At 73.6% G+C, this 14,941-nt stretch carries 19 protein-coding genes; 9 read left to right on the top strand and 10 right to left on the bottom strand.

Annotated features, from left to right (window positions below; translation table 11 throughout):
* From BAW75_RS02175 to BAW75_RS02165, 3 genes are all read left to right on the top strand, one after another.
* On the top strand, nucleotides 1-374 hold a 374-nt coding region (locus BAW75_RS02175; protein ID WP_208635166.1), incomplete at its 5' end, for a cellulose binding domain-containing protein.
* Nucleotides 375-526: 152 nt separating this feature from the next.
* On the top strand, nucleotides 527-649 hold the full coding sequence (locus BAW75_RS02170; protein ID WP_043324353.1) for a ribosomal protein bL36: 123 nt from the start codon (nucleotides 527-529) through the stop codon (nucleotides 647-649).
* A gap of 5 nt (nucleotides 650-654) precedes the next feature.
* Nucleotides 655-1,431 carry an SDR family oxidoreductase gene (locus BAW75_RS02165; RefSeq protein ID WP_104112450.1) on the top strand — a complete coding sequence of 259 codons (777 nt, stop codon included), beginning with the start codon at nucleotides 655-657 and terminating at the stop codon, nucleotides 1,429-1,431.
* On the opposite strand, the gene BAW75_RS02160 is transcribed toward BAW75_RS02165, so the two are convergent.
* From BAW75_RS02160 to BAW75_RS02145, 4 genes are all read right to left on the bottom strand, one after another.
* Entirely contained in the window at nucleotides 1,391-2,146 is a 756-nt protein-coding gene (locus BAW75_RS02160) for a glycosyltransferase family 2 protein (RefSeq protein ID WP_244205992.1), read from the bottom strand. The two genes, BAW75_RS02165 and BAW75_RS02160, sit on opposite strands and share 41 nt — an antisense overlap.
* A gap of 90 nt (nucleotides 2,147-2,236) precedes the next feature.
* On the bottom strand, nucleotides 2,237-2,875 hold the full coding sequence (locus tag BAW75_RS02155) for a YdcF family protein (RefSeq protein WP_104112448.1): 639 nt from the start codon (nucleotides 2,873-2,875) through the stop codon (nucleotides 2,237-2,239).
* A gap of 16 nt (nucleotides 2,876-2,891) precedes the next feature.
* Nucleotides 2,892-3,161 carry a DUF4873 domain-containing protein gene (locus tag BAW75_RS02150; RefSeq protein ID WP_043324346.1) on the bottom strand — a complete coding sequence of 90 codons (270 nt, stop codon included), beginning with the start codon at nucleotides 3,159-3,161 and terminating at the stop codon, nucleotides 2,892-2,894.
* Nucleotides 3,158-3,874 (bottom strand): TetR family transcriptional regulator, encoded by a 717-nt coding sequence (locus BAW75_RS02145; protein ID WP_104112447.1) that lies wholly within the window; start codon nucleotides 3,872-3,874, stop codon nucleotides 3,158-3,160. The genes BAW75_RS02150 and BAW75_RS02145 overlap by 4 nt, the downstream gene beginning before the upstream one ends.
* A gap of 48 nt (nucleotides 3,875-3,922) precedes the next feature.
* Between BAW75_RS02145 and BAW75_RS02140 the strand changes: the two genes are divergently transcribed.
* On the top strand, nucleotides 3,923-4,813 hold the full coding sequence (locus tag BAW75_RS02140; protein WP_043324341.1) for an AurF N-oxygenase family protein: 891 nt from the start codon (nucleotides 3,923-3,925) through the stop codon (nucleotides 4,811-4,813).
* 43 nt (nucleotides 4,814-4,856) lie between these two features.
* Here the strand turns inward: BAW75_RS02140 and BAW75_RS02135 are convergent, their stop codons facing one another.
* The 5 genes from BAW75_RS02135 to BAW75_RS02115 form a co-directional block, all read right to left on the bottom strand.
* The gene (locus BAW75_RS02135) at nucleotides 4,857-6,308 is read right to left on the bottom strand and encodes a cellulase family glycosylhydrolase (RefSeq protein WP_104112446.1); all 1,452 of its coding nucleotides are present in this window, start codon (nucleotides 6,306-6,308) and stop codon (nucleotides 4,857-4,859) included.
* 138 nt (nucleotides 6,309-6,446) lie between these two features.
* The gene (locus BAW75_RS02130) at nucleotides 6,447-6,737 is read right to left on the bottom strand and encodes a BON domain-containing protein (RefSeq protein WP_030504076.1); all 291 of its coding nucleotides are present in this window, start codon (nucleotides 6,735-6,737) and stop codon (nucleotides 6,447-6,449) included.
* Nucleotides 6,731-7,297, bottom strand: coding sequence for an STAS domain-containing protein (locus BAW75_RS02125; RefSeq protein ID WP_104112445.1), 567 nt, complete (start codon nucleotides 7,295-7,297; stop codon nucleotides 6,731-6,733). Before BAW75_RS02125 ends, BAW75_RS02130 begins: the two co-directional genes overlap by 7 nt.
* Entirely contained in the window at nucleotides 7,294-7,605 is a 312-nt protein-coding gene (locus tag BAW75_RS02120; RefSeq protein ID WP_104112444.1) for a hypothetical protein, read from the bottom strand. The genes BAW75_RS02125 and BAW75_RS02120 overlap by 4 nt, the downstream gene beginning before the upstream one ends.
* A 9-nt stretch (nucleotides 7,606-7,614) precedes the next feature.
* Entirely contained in the window at nucleotides 7,615-7,980 is a 366-nt protein-coding gene (locus BAW75_RS02115) for an STAS domain-containing protein (RefSeq protein WP_043324327.1), read from the bottom strand.
* A gap of 150 nt (nucleotides 7,981-8,130) precedes the next feature.
* On the opposite strand from BAW75_RS02115, the gene BAW75_RS02110 reads away from it, so the two are divergent.
* The 4 genes from BAW75_RS02110 (at nucleotide 8,131) to BAW75_RS02095 (ending at nucleotide 11,663) form a co-directional block, all read left to right on the top strand.
* Nucleotides 8,131-8,805, top strand: a complete 675-nt coding sequence (locus BAW75_RS02110) for a response regulator transcription factor (RefSeq protein ID WP_043324324.1) — start codon at nucleotides 8,131-8,133, stop codon at nucleotides 8,803-8,805.
* Nucleotides 8,802-10,151 carry a HAMP domain-containing sensor histidine kinase gene (locus BAW75_RS02105; RefSeq protein ID WP_043324322.1) on the top strand — a complete coding sequence of 450 codons (1,350 nt, stop codon included), beginning with the start codon at nucleotides 8,802-8,804 and terminating at the stop codon, nucleotides 10,149-10,151. Before BAW75_RS02110 ends, BAW75_RS02105 begins: the two co-directional genes overlap by 4 nt.
* Nucleotides 10,148-10,711, top strand: coding sequence for a GerMN domain-containing protein (locus BAW75_RS02100; protein ID WP_104112443.1), 564 nt, complete (start codon nucleotides 10,148-10,150; stop codon nucleotides 10,709-10,711). The genes BAW75_RS02105 and BAW75_RS02100 overlap by 4 nt, the downstream gene beginning before the upstream one ends.
* A 142-nt stretch (nucleotides 10,712-10,853) precedes the next feature.
* Entirely contained in the window at nucleotides 10,854-11,663 is an 810-nt protein-coding gene (locus tag BAW75_RS02095; RefSeq protein ID WP_043324319.1) for a SigB/SigF/SigG family RNA polymerase sigma factor, read from the top strand.
* A 56-nt stretch (nucleotides 11,664-11,719) separates the two neighbouring features.
* Here BAW75_RS02095 and BAW75_RS02090 read toward each other — a convergent pair whose 3' ends face one another.
* Nucleotides 11,720-13,717, bottom strand: coding sequence for a glycosyl hydrolase family 28-related protein (locus BAW75_RS02090; RefSeq protein ID WP_104112442.1), 1,998 nt, complete (start codon nucleotides 13,715-13,717; stop codon nucleotides 11,720-11,722).
* Between the two features lie 199 nt (nucleotides 13,718-13,916).
* Between BAW75_RS02090 and BAW75_RS02085 the strand changes: the two genes are divergently transcribed.
* Nucleotides 13,917-14,918 (top strand): LacI family DNA-binding transcriptional regulator, encoded by a 1,002-nt coding sequence (locus tag BAW75_RS02085; RefSeq protein WP_104112441.1) that lies wholly within the window; start codon nucleotides 13,917-13,919, stop codon nucleotides 14,916-14,918.
* Nucleotides 14,919-14,941: the final 23 nt, after the last annotated feature.

Raw genomic sequence — 14,941 nt, 5'->3', positions numbered from 1 at the left:
CGCCGACGACGTCCTCGCCCACCACGGCGCCGCCGCCCACGACGCCGCCGCCGTCGGGGGCCTGCCGGGTCGGGTACGTGGTGAACGCCTGGAACAACGGCCTCACCGCCTCGGTGACGATCACCAACACGTCCGCCACGGCGATAAACGGCTGGAGCCTCGCGTTCACGCTGCCGGGCGGCCAGACGATCACCGGCGGCTGGAACGCCACGTACAGCCCCACCAGCGGCGCGGTGACCGCCCGCAACGTCTCCTACAACCCGGTGATCGCACCGGGCGGCTCGGTGGACATCGGCTTCCAGGCCACCCACACCGGCAACGCCGGTAAACCCGGCTCGTTCACGCTCAACGGAAGCCCCTGCACGGCCGCCTGATCCGCACGCCAGTACGCCGAGGTGGCGGCATCCCGGACACGGTGATGCCGCCACCTCGGCGAAGCGGTGGCGATCACGCGGGACCGGGCATGAGCACCGCCGCGGCGGGTACCCGTCCCGGACGGACACCGGCGGGAACCGAAGGAGCGGATATGAAGGTCCGAAGCTCCCTGCGCGCACTCAAACGCAAGGCCGACTCGATAGTGGTCCGGCGCCGGGGCAAGCTGTTCGTGCTGAACAAGTCCGACCGGCGGCAGAAGGCCCGGCAGGGCTGAGCCCGATGGCGGACATCCTGATCACCGGGGCCGGCAGCGGGCTCGGCCGGGGCACGGCGCTCGGGCTGGCCCGCGCCGGCCACCACGTGATCGCCGCGGCACAGATCTGGCCGCAGGTCCGCGAGCTGCGCGCCGAGGCCGAACGGGCCGGCGTCGCGCTGGACGCGATCAAGCTGGACGTCACCGACCCGGCCGACCGGGCCGCGGCCGCCCGCCACCGTGTCGACATCCTGGTGCTCAACGCGGGCCTGCAGGAGGCCGGCGCGGTGGTGGAGATCCCGATGGAGCGGGTCCGCCGCTCGTTCGACGTGAACGTCTTCGGCCACCTGCACCTGGCACAGGACCTGGTGCCGCCGATGCTGGCCCGGGGCGCCGGCAAGGTGGTCTGGGTGTCCTCGGCGGTCGGCGTACGAACCCGGCCGTTCATCGGCGTCTACGCCGCCACCAAGCACGCGATCGAGGCGCTCGCCTGGGCCATGAAGGGCGAGCTGGAACCGCGCGGCGTGCGCGTCGCCGTGATCAACCCGGGCCCGTACCGGACCGGCTACAACGACACCGGCGTGGAGACCATGTCCCAGTGGTGGGACGAGTCCACCGCGCTGCTGCCGCGCCCTGACTTCAGCGACTACCTGGGCCACCAGCGCGACCCCCAGGAGATGATCGACGAGATGGTCCGCGCGGTGCCCGCCGACGACGGGCACCCGTACCGCACCACGTGCCCGCCGTCGCTGCGCGAGCAGCTCAGGGAGTTCGAGTCGCAGGTGTGGGACGCGACGTCGTGACGGCGGTGTCCGGGATGCGCTCCGGGTGGGCACCGCCGGTCAGCCGGGCCGCGGCGAAGCCGACCAGCGGACGGTAGATGCGCACCGAGTCGGCGAGCGCGGAGAAGTGCGAACCCGCGTTGCCCGCGTGGTAGCGGGTGGCGATGTCCACCTGTTCGACCGGCAGCCCGGCGCCCACCGCGCGCAGCAGCACGTCCATCTCGTACTCGAAGCGGTCGCCGGGGACGGTGACCAGCCAGTCCAGCAGCCCGGCCGGGTACGCCCGCAGCCCGGTCTGGGTGTCCCGCACGTCCCGGCCGGTCGCCAGCCGGAACGCGACCCGGGTCGCGGCGTTGCCGAACCGGCTGCGCGCCGGCACCTCGCCGTCGAAGCGGCGCACGCCGAGCGTCATCGCGCCGGTGGCGCGCATCCGCCCGGCCACCCGGCACACGTCCTCCACGCGGTGCTGACCGTCGGCGTCCATACAGGTCACATCGTGTCCCGGGTGGCGCGTGGCGGCGTACCGGAAGCCGGTGCGCAGCACCACGCCCTTGCCCCGGTTGACCCGGCGGCGCAGCACCTCGGCGCCCCGGTCGCGGGCCGCGCGCAGCACCCCGGCGGCGGCCGGGCCGCTGCCGTCGTCCACGACCAGCACCCGCGCCCCGGGCAGCGCGGCCCGCAGGTCGGTGACCAGCGGCGGAAGCCGGTCGCCCGGCCGGTACACGGGCACGAGCACGATCACTGGACCTCCCGGGGTGGACTCGCCCGCCGGCACGGTCCGCCGGGTCGATCGAGGAGCGTCGTACCCCGGGCCCGCGACCGCGAATCACCGCCGGGGCGTGAGGCGTCCGATCCGGTCGGCCGCGCGGCTCAGCGCGCGCTCGCGGCGCAGCGACGCCTCCGGGGTACGCACACCGAGATAGCCGAGCCGGCTGAGCGCCCGGACGGCCCGCTCGCGCCGGGCCGGCACCGGGTCGGGCGCGGTCACCGGCACGTCGGCCAGCGCCGGGCCGGACAGGCCGAGCACGCGCGCGGCGAGCAGCCGGACGCGGGGCAGGTGCCACGGATGCGTGACCAGCCCGAGCGGGTGCCGCGCGGTGAACTCGGCCGCGCCGAGCAGCCCGTCCTGCACCGTGTGCGCCAGGTTCTGCAGCGTGGTGCGGGACCGGGTCTCGGCCGCCGACCGGGCGTACGCGTCGAGGCCGGCCTCGCGCGCCAGCGCCCGCATCAGCTCGCCCTCCCGGAATCCGGGCGGCGGACCGGGCGCCCCGGCCGGGCCGTGCGGCCAGCCGCCGGTGAACACGACCCGGGCGCCGGGCGCGCGGCGGAACTCGTCGGCGTGCGCGCGGACGTACGCCACCGCGGCCTCGGTGCGCGCGACGCTCTCGGCGGTGAGCCGGTAGCCGTCGTCGCCGGCCACCACGCCCCGCCCGAAGACCAGCAGCACGGTGGCGGTCGGCGTCATCCCCTCACCGTACGTGTCACTCCTCCTCGGGGGGCCAGGGCGGCGTGCCGACGCCGGTGATGCGCACCCCGCCCCACGGGTCCACCTCGGTCAGCCGGGCCCGGGTGACCCGCTCGCCGATGCGGATCTCCACGTCGCGGCGGCCGGAGCGCAGCAGCCGCACCAGGCGTGGCTCCGGCTCGACGCGCCCGGCCCAGTGGTAGCGGCCGTCGACCGGCTCGAACCGGCCGCCGGCGTGCAGCCGTACCGGGGTGCCGGCGATCTCGGCCGTGCCCTGCCAGGTCACCTGTCGATCCGTTCGTGCGCGCGGGTCAGCTCCGGCGGCAGGTCCGCGCCCCGGCGGACCCCCTCGATGCCGCTCCACAGCAGCGTGGTCAGGTACTCGGTGAGCGCGGACCGGTGGATCGGCTGCCCGTGCGTGGTCCACCAGTCGCCGACCGCCTGCACGAACCCGACCAGCCCGTACGCCCACGGCTCGGCCGGCCCGGCGTCGAGACCGAGCGCGCGCAGCCGGTCGCCGATGACCCGGGCCAGCCCGGTGGCGACCTGCCGGCTGGTGCCGGCGACCACCTGCTGGATGCCGGGGTGGCCGGACTCGTGCACCAGGAACCGGTAGAGCGAGGGTTCGAACTCCACCACGCTCAGGTACGCGTCGATCGTCGCCTCGACCAGCGCCCGCTCCTCGCGGACCTGCTCCACGGCGGGCGCGACGGCGGCCACCACGCGCTCCGCGACCACCTCGCTGACCGCGAGCCAGAGCTGCGCCTTGTCGGCGAAGTAGCGGTAGAGCACCGGTTTGCTGACCCCGGCGGTGGCCGCCACCTGGTCCATGTCGACGTTCGGGCCGTGCCGCAGCAGCGCCTGCACGGCGGCGGCGATCAGTTCCTGGCGGCGCTGTTCGCGGTGCTCCGCCCAGCGGTCACGCCGCCCTCCGGACCGTGGCGGGGACGGCTCCGGCGAGGGGTCGGGGCCATTGACATCGGTGGTGGTGCGTCGCATGCTACCACTCGTAACAGTTACTGGAAGTTACGTCAATATGGAGGGGTCATGGCCGGATTCCCGCGCGAGGCGGTAGCCGCCCGCCTCCTCACCGCCTCCGTGCGTACCAGCTACGACCCCCTGGTGGACGTCGACTGGTCGGCGCCACCAGTGCCCGGCGCGTACTGGCTGCCGCCGTCGCGCAGCAGCCTCTACGGCACGCCACTGTGGGACGGGCTGACCGAGGAGCAGCGGGTCGAGCTGACCAAGCACGAGGTGGCCAGCGCGGCCAGCGCCGGGATCTGGTTCGAGACGATCCTCATGCAGATGCTGATCCGGCACTACTACGACGCGGATCCGACCAGCCGGCACGCCCAGTACGCGCTGACCGAGGTCGCCGACGAGTGCCGGCACTCCATCATGTTCGGCCGGCTCATCGAGGCCACCGGCGCGCCCGTCTACCGCGCCGAGCCCGTCGACCACCTGCTCGGGCGCTGGCTCAAGGCCACCGCCACCGGCCCGCAGATGTACGCGGCCATCCTGATCGCCGAGGAGATCCTCGACTCGTTCCAGCGCGAGATCATGGCCGACGAGTCGTTGCAGCCGCTGATCCGGATGGTGTCGCGCATCCACGTGGTGGAGGAGGCCCGGCACGTGCGCTTCGCCCGCGACGAGCTGGCCCGGCAGGTGGAGGCGGCCGGGCCGGTCGCGCTCACGTACGCGCGGCTGGTGATCGGGCGGGCCGCGTACTCGATCACGCGGCGGCTGGTGCACCCGCGGGCGTACGCGTCGGTCGGGATCGACCCGGCGGCCGGTCACGCCGCGGCGCGGGCCAACCCGCACTGGCGGGCCACACTGCGCTGGTCGGCGCAGCGGATCGCCGAGCATCTGACCGAACTGGGTCTGGTGGCCGGGCCGGGCCGGCTGCTGTGGCGCCGGGCCGGGTTGATCGAGGGCTGACCGGCGGCGACCCGAAGGGGAAGGATCGCCGCCGGCCGCCCGGTCAGGAGGTCGGGAAGTTGTCGGGGGTGCGGATCCGGTCGCGCATGTACGCGCCGGACTGCGTCAGCACCGACGTCCCGCTGAACGAGCCGGACGCGCACGTGCCCGGCCGCAGCGCGGCCGAACCCTCGGGGGCGTCGGAGAACGTCCAGTTGGCGTAGCTGATCTTCAGCCGGTCGAGCAGGTCGAGCCAGGCGTTGCTGCTGGCGACGTCGACGGCGCCGTCGCCGGTGTAGGTGACGGTGCCGAACTCGGTGACGAACAGCGGCAGCCGGGAGGCGGCCCGCTGCACCTCGTTGCGGTAGTTGTCCTGGTGCGAGGCGGCGTAGAAGTGGAACGTGTACATGATGTTCTGCGCCCGCACCGGGTTGTTCACGATCTCGTCGGAGTTGCTGCCGTCGGACACGCCCAGCGAGGACCAGCCGCGGGTGCCGACGATGATCACCGCGTCCGGGTCGTTGGCCCGGATCACCGGGATGACCTGCTCGGCGTAGGTGCGGATGGTGGACCAGCTGACCCCGTTGGGCTCGTTGGTGATCTCGTAGATCACGTTCTTCTTGGCCGCGTTGCGCGCCGACACGTTGGCGAAGAACGTCTTGGCCCGGTCCAGGTTGTACATCGGGTCACCGGGGGTCAGCGTGTGGAAGTCGATGAGCGCGTACATGCCGCGGGCCTCGGCCTTGTCCACGAGCGTGTTCACCTGGGCGGTGAAGCCGGCCGGGTTGGTCTCGTAGCCCTGCTCCTGCACGTACATCGAGATGCGCAGCAGGTCCGCCTGCCACTCGTCGGCCAGCACGTCGAGCGAGGAGTCGGTGTAGCAGTTGGCGAACCACTGCAGGCCGTGGGTGCTCATGCCGCGCAACTGGATCGGCCGTCCGTACTGGTTGCAGAGGTTGACCCCGCAGACCTGGAGCTGGCCGTTGATCGCGACCGGGGTGGTGCCGGTCGGCGACGGCGTCGTGGGCGGGGGAGTGGTCGGCGGCGGGGACGTGCTGGGCGGCGGGGTGCTCGGCGGCGGCGTGCCGGTGCCGCCGGTGCAGACCGTGCCGTTGAGCGTGAACGAGGTGGGGTTCGGGTTCGACCCGGTCCAGGAGCCGTTGAAGCCCACAGTGGTGCTCGCGCCGGTGCCGAGCGCGCCGTTGTAGTCCGCGCTGCGCGCGGTGACCGAGGAGCCGCTCTGCTGCCAGGTGGCCGACCAGCCCTGCACCACGCGCTGGCCCCCGTCGGGGAAGGTGAAGCCCAGCGTCCAGTTGCTCACCGGGTCGCCGAGGTTCTTCACCGCGACGGTGGCGGTGAAGCCCCCGGGCCACGAGTTGGTGGTGTAGGTGACGGCACAGCCGGTCGCGGCCATCGCGTTCGGCGACGGCAGGACGGCCGTCGCGGCCAGGGCGAGCGCGCCGACCGCGCCGCCGACGAGCAGGTGCCGCCGGGACGGGCGGGGAATCGAGAACATACGGGAAGGTCCCATCGCTTGATGGTGATCGGACGGTGCCCGTCGTGAACCTGCCCGGAAAGCCCGACGCGGCGGCCTGGGGGAGCGCTCCCAGGGCGAGCGTAGAGGCGGATGCCGATCCGTGCAACAGCCGGTGGCTCAGCGGCCGCCGCGCCGCCCGCCGTAGAGCCGCAGCGCGTTGCAGACGTCGAACACGCCCGGCACGTCCCAGGCCAGCTCGGCGGCGACAAGGCGGGTCTCCGGATCGGCCACCAGGCCGGCGAGGATCACCACCCGGTTCTGCACGGTGACGGTGATCTGCTGCCGCCGAGTGGTCCAGTCGGCGCTCAGCCGTTGGGCGACGAGCGAGGCGAGCCGGCTGTCCGCGTCGTCGGGCTCCGGCTCACGGCCGGTGTACGGGAACTCGGGGTACGGCCAGGGCATCACCACGGGGAGGGCTCCTTCTGTTCGGTCATGACCGCGCGCCGGGACGCGGATCCCGGCGCCGGGGCGCGGCCGTCGACGACTGTGAAGACGCCGTCGAGCCGCATCGTGTGCAGCACGGTGAGCACGAAGCGCGACGGCGACAGCAGGCACAGCCGGCGGCCGTCGCGCCGGGCGTCCTGGTGCGCGCGCACCAGCAGGCCGAGCCCGGCCGAGTCGATCACCTCGAGCGCGGACAGGTCGACCAGTTCGCGGTCGCCGCGCACGGAGCGTTCCGCGATCGCCCGGCGTACCGCCTCGGCGGGATCGACGTCGGCGGCGGCCGGGGTGCCGGCCACCTGCTCCAGGTCCTCGGTGCCCAGGCCGTCCTCGGCGACCGTGGCCCGGACGCTGCACCGGGGGCAGTGGTGCGGGCCGGACGCGAAGGGCGAGCCGACCCAGTCGTGCTCGAACACGAGCGTCCACACCACCTCGGCGTCGGGCAGCGTCGCGCCCGCGCCGGTGACGCTGTCGCCGCAGCCGTCGCAGATGAGCATCATCAGGTGGTCCGCGGGGACGACTGTCACACCTCCTCCTTCCGCCGGGCGCCCGGATCGGGCGCCTGCCGGTCCGCGCCCGTGCCGCCCGCCGTCACCACCGCCAGCACGACCGCCACGGCCGCGAACGCGGTCTGCATCATCAGGGACAGCAGCGGCGAGGCGTCGGGGCGGCGGTCCACCAGCCCGACCACGATCGCGCCGAGCAGCGCGGCGGCCACGCCGAGCGCCAGCGTCAGCCAGACCGGGACGGCCTTGCGTCCCGGCACGACGAGCCGGCCCACGCCGCCGCCGGCGAGGCCCACCACGAGTGCTCCGACGAGCGTGCTTCCGGTCACGGCCCCTCCTCAGCGGGGTGCGGACGCGACCCGGGCCCGGCCGCGCGCGGCCGGACGGGGCGTGTCGACGACGGGTACGGCGCCCAGCCCGGAGGTCTGCAGGATGCGCCGGATCCGTGGGTGCGGGTTGCTCAGCGTGAGCACGCCGTCCTGCCGCGCCAGCCGCCGGTGCACGTCCAGCAGCAGCGCGACCGCGGCGGCGTCCACATGGCGGCACCCGGCGAGGTCGATCGTCAGCTCGCGGGGACGCAGCGCGAGGATGCGGTCCAGCACGTGCGCGACCTCGGGCAGCCCGGCGAGGTCCAGCTCGTCGGTGATGTCCACCCGCACGTGCGGCACGGCGGACTCCGGCGGGGACGGCAGGGTTGCGGGCATCAGGTCGCTTCCGTGGCGGGATCAGTGTCGATTCCCACTCTGCGCAGCGATCTTGGAGGTCCCCGGACGGTTGTATGACGGTTCGATGACAAAAACCACGAACGGCCTACGCGATTGGGCTACCCGTGCCGGGCCGGTCATGATGCCCATATGACGGCCGTACTGGTGATCGAGGACGACGACCGCATCCGGCTCGCGCTGCAGCTCGCCCTGGAGGAGGAGGGCTACGAGGCGTACGGCGCCCCGACCGCGGAGGACGGGCTGCGACGGCAGCGGGAGAAGCCGTCCGACTACGTGCTCGTCGACCTGATGCTGCCCGGCATGAACGGGTTCGACTGCATCCGCCAGCTGCGCCGCGACGACGACGTGCCGGTCGTGGTGATCAGCGCCCGCGACGACACCCACGACATCGTCGCCGCGCTGGAGGCCGGCGCCGACGACTACGTGGTGAAGCCGGTCGCGATCAAGGAGCTGTCGGCCCGGCTGCGGGCGCTGCGCCGGCGGGTCCGCACCGTGTCCGGGCCCGCCCCCGCCCAGTTCTTCGGCGAGCTGGAGATCAGCGCCGAGGCCGGCGAGGTGCGCCGCTCCGGACGGCCGGTCCCGGTCACCCGCACCGAGTTCCGGCTGCTCTGCGAGCTGGCCGAGCACGCCGGCCGGGTGCTGTCCCGCCAGCAGCTGCTCAGCCGGGTCTGGGGCTACGAGACCGGCGACGAGCGGCTCGTCGACGTGCACGTCGGCCGGCTGCGGCAGAAGATCGAGTCGGACCCGGCGAACCCCCGCCACCTGGTCACCCTCCGCGGCCTCGGCTACAAGCTGCAGCGATGACCCGTCCCGGACTGCGCGCCCGCGTCACCGCGGCGTTCGCCGTCGGCGCGTTGCTGCTGTCCGCGCTGATGGCCCTCTTCTCGTACGACCTGACCCGGCGCTCGCTGCTCGACGAGCGGGAGCGCACCGCGGTGCGGGCCGCCTACTACGACGCGGCGGTGGTCCGCTCCGGCCTGGACACCGGCACGCCGGACGTGGTGGCGGTGCTGCGCTCGCTCGACACCGGCAGCGCCCGCCGCCCGCTGCTGCACCTGCCCGACGGCTGGTACGCCCGCACCGCCGACGTGGGCGCCAGCTCCGTGCCGGTGGAGTTGCAGCGCATGGTCGCCGACGGCAAGCCCGCGGTGCAGCGGATCCGCCTCGACGGGCAGCCCGCGCTGCTGGTCGGCGTGCCGCTGCCCGGCGCGCTCGGCTACTACGAGCTGACCTCGCTGCGGGAGGTCGAGGAGACGTTCCAGGTGGTGGGCCTGGCGCTGATCGCCGTGGCGATCATGGTGGCCGGGGCGGGCGCGGCGCTCGGCTGGTACGCCACCCGGCACAGCCTGCGGCCACTGACAGCGGTCGCCGACGCGGCGGAACGGATCGCGGGCGGGGACTTCGCCACCCGGCTCGATCCGACCACCGACCCCGACCTCACCCGCCTGTCCAGCTCGTTCAACGAGATGGTCGACAAGCTGGTGCACCGCATCGAGCGGGACCGGCGCTTCGCCGCCGACGTGAGCCACGAGCTGCGCTCGCCGTTGCAGACGCTGGCCGCGGCGGCGAGCGTGCTGCACCGCCGCCGCGAGCATCAGGACGAACGCACCGCCACCGCCGCCGGCCTGGTGGCCGACGAGGTGACCCGGTTCCAGCGCCTCGTCGACGACCTGATCCAGCTGGCCCGCACCGAGCAGCCGGCGCACCGCGAGACGGTCGACGTGGTGGAGCTGGCCCGGGCCGCCTGCCGGGAACGATCGCTGCCGGAGAGCCTGGTGCAGGTGGCAGGCGACGTCCCGCACGAGTGGTGGGTCGACCGGCGCCGGTTCGCGCAGACGCTGCTGAACCTGGTGGAGAACGCCGAGCGCTACGGCGGCGGCCCGGTCGCCGTACGCCTGGGCGGGGGCGACGGCGTGGGCGTGCTGGAGGTCGACGACGACGGACCGGGCGTGCCGCCGGGCGACCGGGAGATCATCTTCGACCGGTTCGTGCGGGGCCGGGCGGCGCACGACCGCGCCGGCACCGACGGCACCGGACTCGGCCTCGCCCTGGTGGCGCAGCACGCCGACGCGCACGGCGGGTCGGCGCGGGTGCTGGACCGCGCGCCCGGCGCCCGTTTCCGGGTCGAGCTGCCCGGAGCGCTCCGGTGAGCCGGCGGCGGCTCGCGCCCGCCCTGCTCGCCGTGGCGCTGCTCGCCGGCTGCGGGGTGCCGGTGGACGACGAGCCCCGGCTCGTGCAGACGCCGCCCGGGGCCTTCCCGACGCCTGCGGTGTCCTCGACCGCCGACGGGGACGGGCGGGTGGACGAGCCGTTCTGCTTCGTCCGGGACGACGGCCTGGTCGTGGTCAACCGCCGGGTGGACGGGCTGCCCGGGGTGGACACGCACCTTCAGCACCTGCTGGCCGGTCCCGGTCCGGGGGAGCGCCGCCAGGGGCTGTCCACGGCGCTGCCGGGCACGGTGACGGCGGCCGGGGCCACGCTGGCCGGCACCGTGGCGACAGTCGACGTGCGCCAGGCCGGTGAGGAGACCGGCCGCAACGACGAGGTGCTGGCCTTCGGGCAGATCGTGTGCAGCCTCACGCAGCGACCGGACGTGTACAGCGTCGCGTTCCGCCGCGGCGGGCAGCCGCTGGAGGTGCCGCGCGCGGACGGAAGCCTCTCGGTGCTGCCACTCACGGCTGCCGACTACCGCCCGTTGATGCCACGCTGATCGCCGTTGCTCGCCTCTATGTCCGGATATGACACCAAATCTCCATCGTCCGTTCGGTTGATTTGGCCATGGCCTTTGGTCTAGTGTGGCTGGCACGACCGGTGTGGGAGGCCACCCGTTCTCCGAGGACAGGAAGGGCAGCATGACCACGATGACCATGGCATCGACCGCGACCGAGGTGCAGCGCGCGCCGCAGACCGGTGAGGAGTCCCGTGCCAGCGAGCTGATCGCGGCGCTCGCCGCGCTGCCCGCCGGCCACCCGCAGCGGGCCGCCCTGCGCAACCAGGTCATCGAGGCGTGGCTGCCGCTGGCGAACCACCTGGCCGCCCGCTACAGCGGGCGCGGCGAGCCGGCCGGCGACCTGGCACAGACCGCGGCGCTGGGCCTGATCAAGGCGGTGGACCGGTTCGACGCCTCGCGCGGCGTCGACTTCGCCGGCTTCGCCATCCCGACGATCCTCGGCGAGATCAAGCGGCACTTCCGCGACCGCACCTGGAACATCCGGGTTCCGCGCCGCCTGCAGGAGCTGCGGCTGCGCATCTCCGAGGCCAACAGCACGCTGACCCAGACGCTCAACCGGGCCCCGACCGTCGCCGACATCGCTGCCCACCTCGACGTCACCGAGGAAGAGGTGCTCGAGGGCCTGGAAGGCGCCCGCGCCTACAACGCGGTCTCGCTGTCCACCCCGATCGGCGACGGCGACAGCGCCACCGAGCTGGGCGACACCCTCGGCGCCGAGGACAACGAGTACGAGCTGGCCGAGCTGCGCGCCTCCCTGGGCCCGGCGCTCGCCACGCTCGACGAGCGGGAGCAGAAGATCCTCACGCTGCGCTTCTACGGCAACCTGACGCAGAGCGAGATCGCGGCCCGCGTCGGTGTCTCCCAGATGCACGTGTCCCGGCTGCTCGCCCGCGCCCTGACCAAGCTGCGCGGCCAGCTCACCGAGGCCTGAGCCACACACGTACCGCGACCCCCGCCGGCCCGTGACGGCGGGGGTCGCGTCGTGTGTCACCAGCGCGACGGCGGTGGCGGCGGCACCAGCGGCGGACGGTCGTCGCAGGTGATGGTGTTCGGCAGCAGCCACGGGGCCAGCCAGCCGCCGTCGTTGCCGCTGAGGTCGGTCAGGGCGAACTCCGACCCGGCCGGGGTGAAGTGGAACGACCCGCAGTTGTTCACGCCGACCGCGCCCACGTTGCGGGCGTCGACGTTCGCGAAGCTCGCCCCGCCCGCCGTACGCGCGCTGACCACCGACGTCCCGGCGCCGTCGACCCGGATGTCCCGGAAGCGGACGTTGTCGATACGGACGCTGTCCTTCACCGGCCAGTCGCTGACCAGCATGATCGCGTTGTAGGTGCTGTCCAGGTACGCGTCGCCGCTGACCAGGATGTCCGCGTCGATGCTGCGGTCCAGCGCGTAGAACCAGAGCGCGCCGAGGCCGATGTTCCAGTTCAGGTCGTACGTGCCGGCCCGCACCGTGGTGTTGCCGGCGATCCGCAGCCGGCCGGTGAACGGCTCCGCCCCGAACCGGCTGCCCACCTGGATCGCGCTGCCCTCGCGTACCGGGTCGGCGACCAGGTTGTGCGCGACGGTCAGGTCCGCGCCGCCGTACAGCGCGATGCCGTTGGCGAGCACCGGCGACTGCACCGTGTTGTACGCGAACGTGTTCGACGCGTTCGCCGTCCCCTCCGACCACATGGCGAGGGCGTCGTCGCCGCTGTTGCGGACCACCGAGTTCGTCACCGAGGAGCGGGTGACGCCGGTGTGGAAGTTCAGCCCGTCGGCGATCTGGTCGGCGATCACGGTGTTGGTGACCCGCAGCCCGGTCATCGGCCCGTCGAACCACATGCCGACCTTCGTGTGGTGCAGATAGAGGCCGTCGATCGTGCTGTGGTTGAGCGCCCCGCCGATGGCGTTCACCTGGTCGGTGTCGATCCGCTCGCGTACGTCGCCCTCGATCGCGAAGCCGGACAGGTGCACGTCGCTGCTGCCGCCGTCGGCGGCGTCGCGGCCGTAGAAGCCGACGCCGGTGTGCCGGGAGCCGTCGGGCGCGGGCGTGTCCAGCGTGACCTCGCGTCCCCGCACGATCGTGTACCAGCTGCCCGCACCGGCGATCGTCACGTCGTCCACGACGATGTGCCGGTTGACCTGGTAGGTGCCGGGCGGCAGGTAGAGCGGGCGGTCCACCCGCCCGCCGTACGCGACGGCCCGGTCGAGGGCGTCTGCGGACTCCCGCCGGCCGGTCGGGTCGGCGCCGAAGGACAGCGCGTTCACCGCGCGGGGGACCACGCGCGGCGGCGCGACCAGGTGCGCGTCCACCAGGTCGATCACCGTCCACGCGGCGGCGGTGCCGCGCGGCGCGGTCAGCCGGACCACCTCACCGGCCCGATGGGTACGGCCGAGCAGCAGCCGCTGCTCGTCGTAGAAGTGGTGCGGCCGGAACGGCTTGCTGATCACCGGCGCGGGCGTGGTGGCCGCCGGCACGCAGGAGCACTCGGTGATCCACCAGTCCGGGTGCAGCAGGTCGGCGCCGGGGTCGTTGGTGAACGGGTACTGGTTGTAGAGCCAGGCGTACTGCGAGGTCAGCGTCATGGTGCGGGCGGGCGCGTGCCCGACGGACACCCGCAGCGGCGCGGTGATCCCGCCGCCGCCCGGCGCGTCCGGGATGCTGTAGCGCACGGTCAGCGCGTTCGTGGGCCGGGGGAGCGTGAGTTCGACGTGCTGGCCGGGCAGCAGGCGCACGGCGCGGCGGCCGGACGCCTCACCGGCGAGTGTGTACGCCGACCGGTCCGGCCCGATCACGGTGCCGGTGGTCCGGCCGTGTTCCGCCTCCTGCTCGACGTAGTCCACAGTCGCACCGCGACCGGCGACGAGCGCGGGGTCCAGCGCGGCGCGCGTCACCACGGGGGCCGGTCCGCGCGGCGGGCCGGCCGTGGCGGCGCCGGGCGGTACGAGCAGGGCGGCGGCGGCGAGCGCCGCCGCGAGGATCCTCGGCACGCTCCGCGACATCGGAGCACCCACTTTCTCGGGGACGGGGTGGCCTCGGCGGCGCAGGCCATCGACAAGGGTCCTCATGTTATTCCGGTGCTCTGTTTCCTTTCAAGCATCAATCTGCTCGGATCTTTCGGACCTATTGTCGCCCGTCTTGGCAAGAACCGACCCGTACGGCTGTTCATTTCTTGCAAGAATCCGACGTACGATTGCCGCCGTGACGAAGCGCCTGACCGAGGTGGCCCGCAAGGCGGGCGTCAGCGAGGCGACGGTGAGCCGGGTGCTCAACGGCCGCGGCGGCGTGTCCGAGGCGACCCGGACCGCCGTGCTGACCGCCCTCGACGTGCTCGGCTACGAGCGCCCGAGCAAGCTGCGCGGCGAACGCGCCCGCCTGGTCGGCCTGGTGCTGCCGGAGCTGCAGAACCCGATCTTCCCGGCGCTGGCCGAGGTGGTCACCGGCTCGCTCGCGCAGCGCGGCTTCACCCCGGCGTTGTGCGCCCGCACCATCGGCGGCGTACCGGAGTCCGGGTACGTGGAGATGCTGCTCGACCACCAGGTCAGCGGCGTCATCTTCGCCGGTGGCTCGTACGCGCTCGCCGACGCCTCGCACGAGCACTACCGGCGCCTCACCGACCGGGGCCTGCCGGTGGTGCTGGTGAACGCCGGCGTCGAGGAGCTGGGTTTCCCGCGCGTGTCCACCGACGACGCGGTCGCCGTCGAGCAGGCGTACGGCCACCTGCGCTCGCTCGGCCACGGCCGGATCGGCATGGTGCTCGGCCCGGCCGACCACGTGCCCTCGCGCCGCAAGCTCGACGCCATGGTCCGGGCCGCCGGCTGGGGCGAGGACCGGTCCATGGTGGAGCGGTCCAGCTTCTCCATGGAGGGCGCGCGGGTCGCCGCCACGAAGCTGATCGAGCGCGGCGCGACCGGCATCGTCTGCGCCAGCGACGTGCTCGCGCTGGGCACCATCCGGGCCGCCCGGCGTCTGGGCTGCGCGGTGCCGGCCGACGTCTCGGTGGTCGGCTTCGACGACTCGGCGTTCATGACCTGCACCGACCCGCCGCTGACCACTGTGCGCCAGCCGATCGAGACCATGGGCCAGGCCGCCGTGGACCTGCTGGTGACCCAGATCGAGGGCGCCGGGGTGCTGCACGACGAGCTGCTGTTCGAGCCCGAGCTGGTGGTACGCGGCTCCACCGCCCCCGCCCCCCGCAGCTGACCCCGGCGCCCTCGATCTGGGTC

Origin of the sequence: Micromonospora chalcea (genome assembly GCF_002926165.1) — a bacterium.
Classification (GTDB): Bacteria; Actinomycetota; Actinomycetes; order Mycobacteriales; family Micromonosporaceae; genus Micromonospora; species Micromonospora chalcea.
This window is presented reverse-complemented; position numbering and strand designations above follow the sequence as displayed.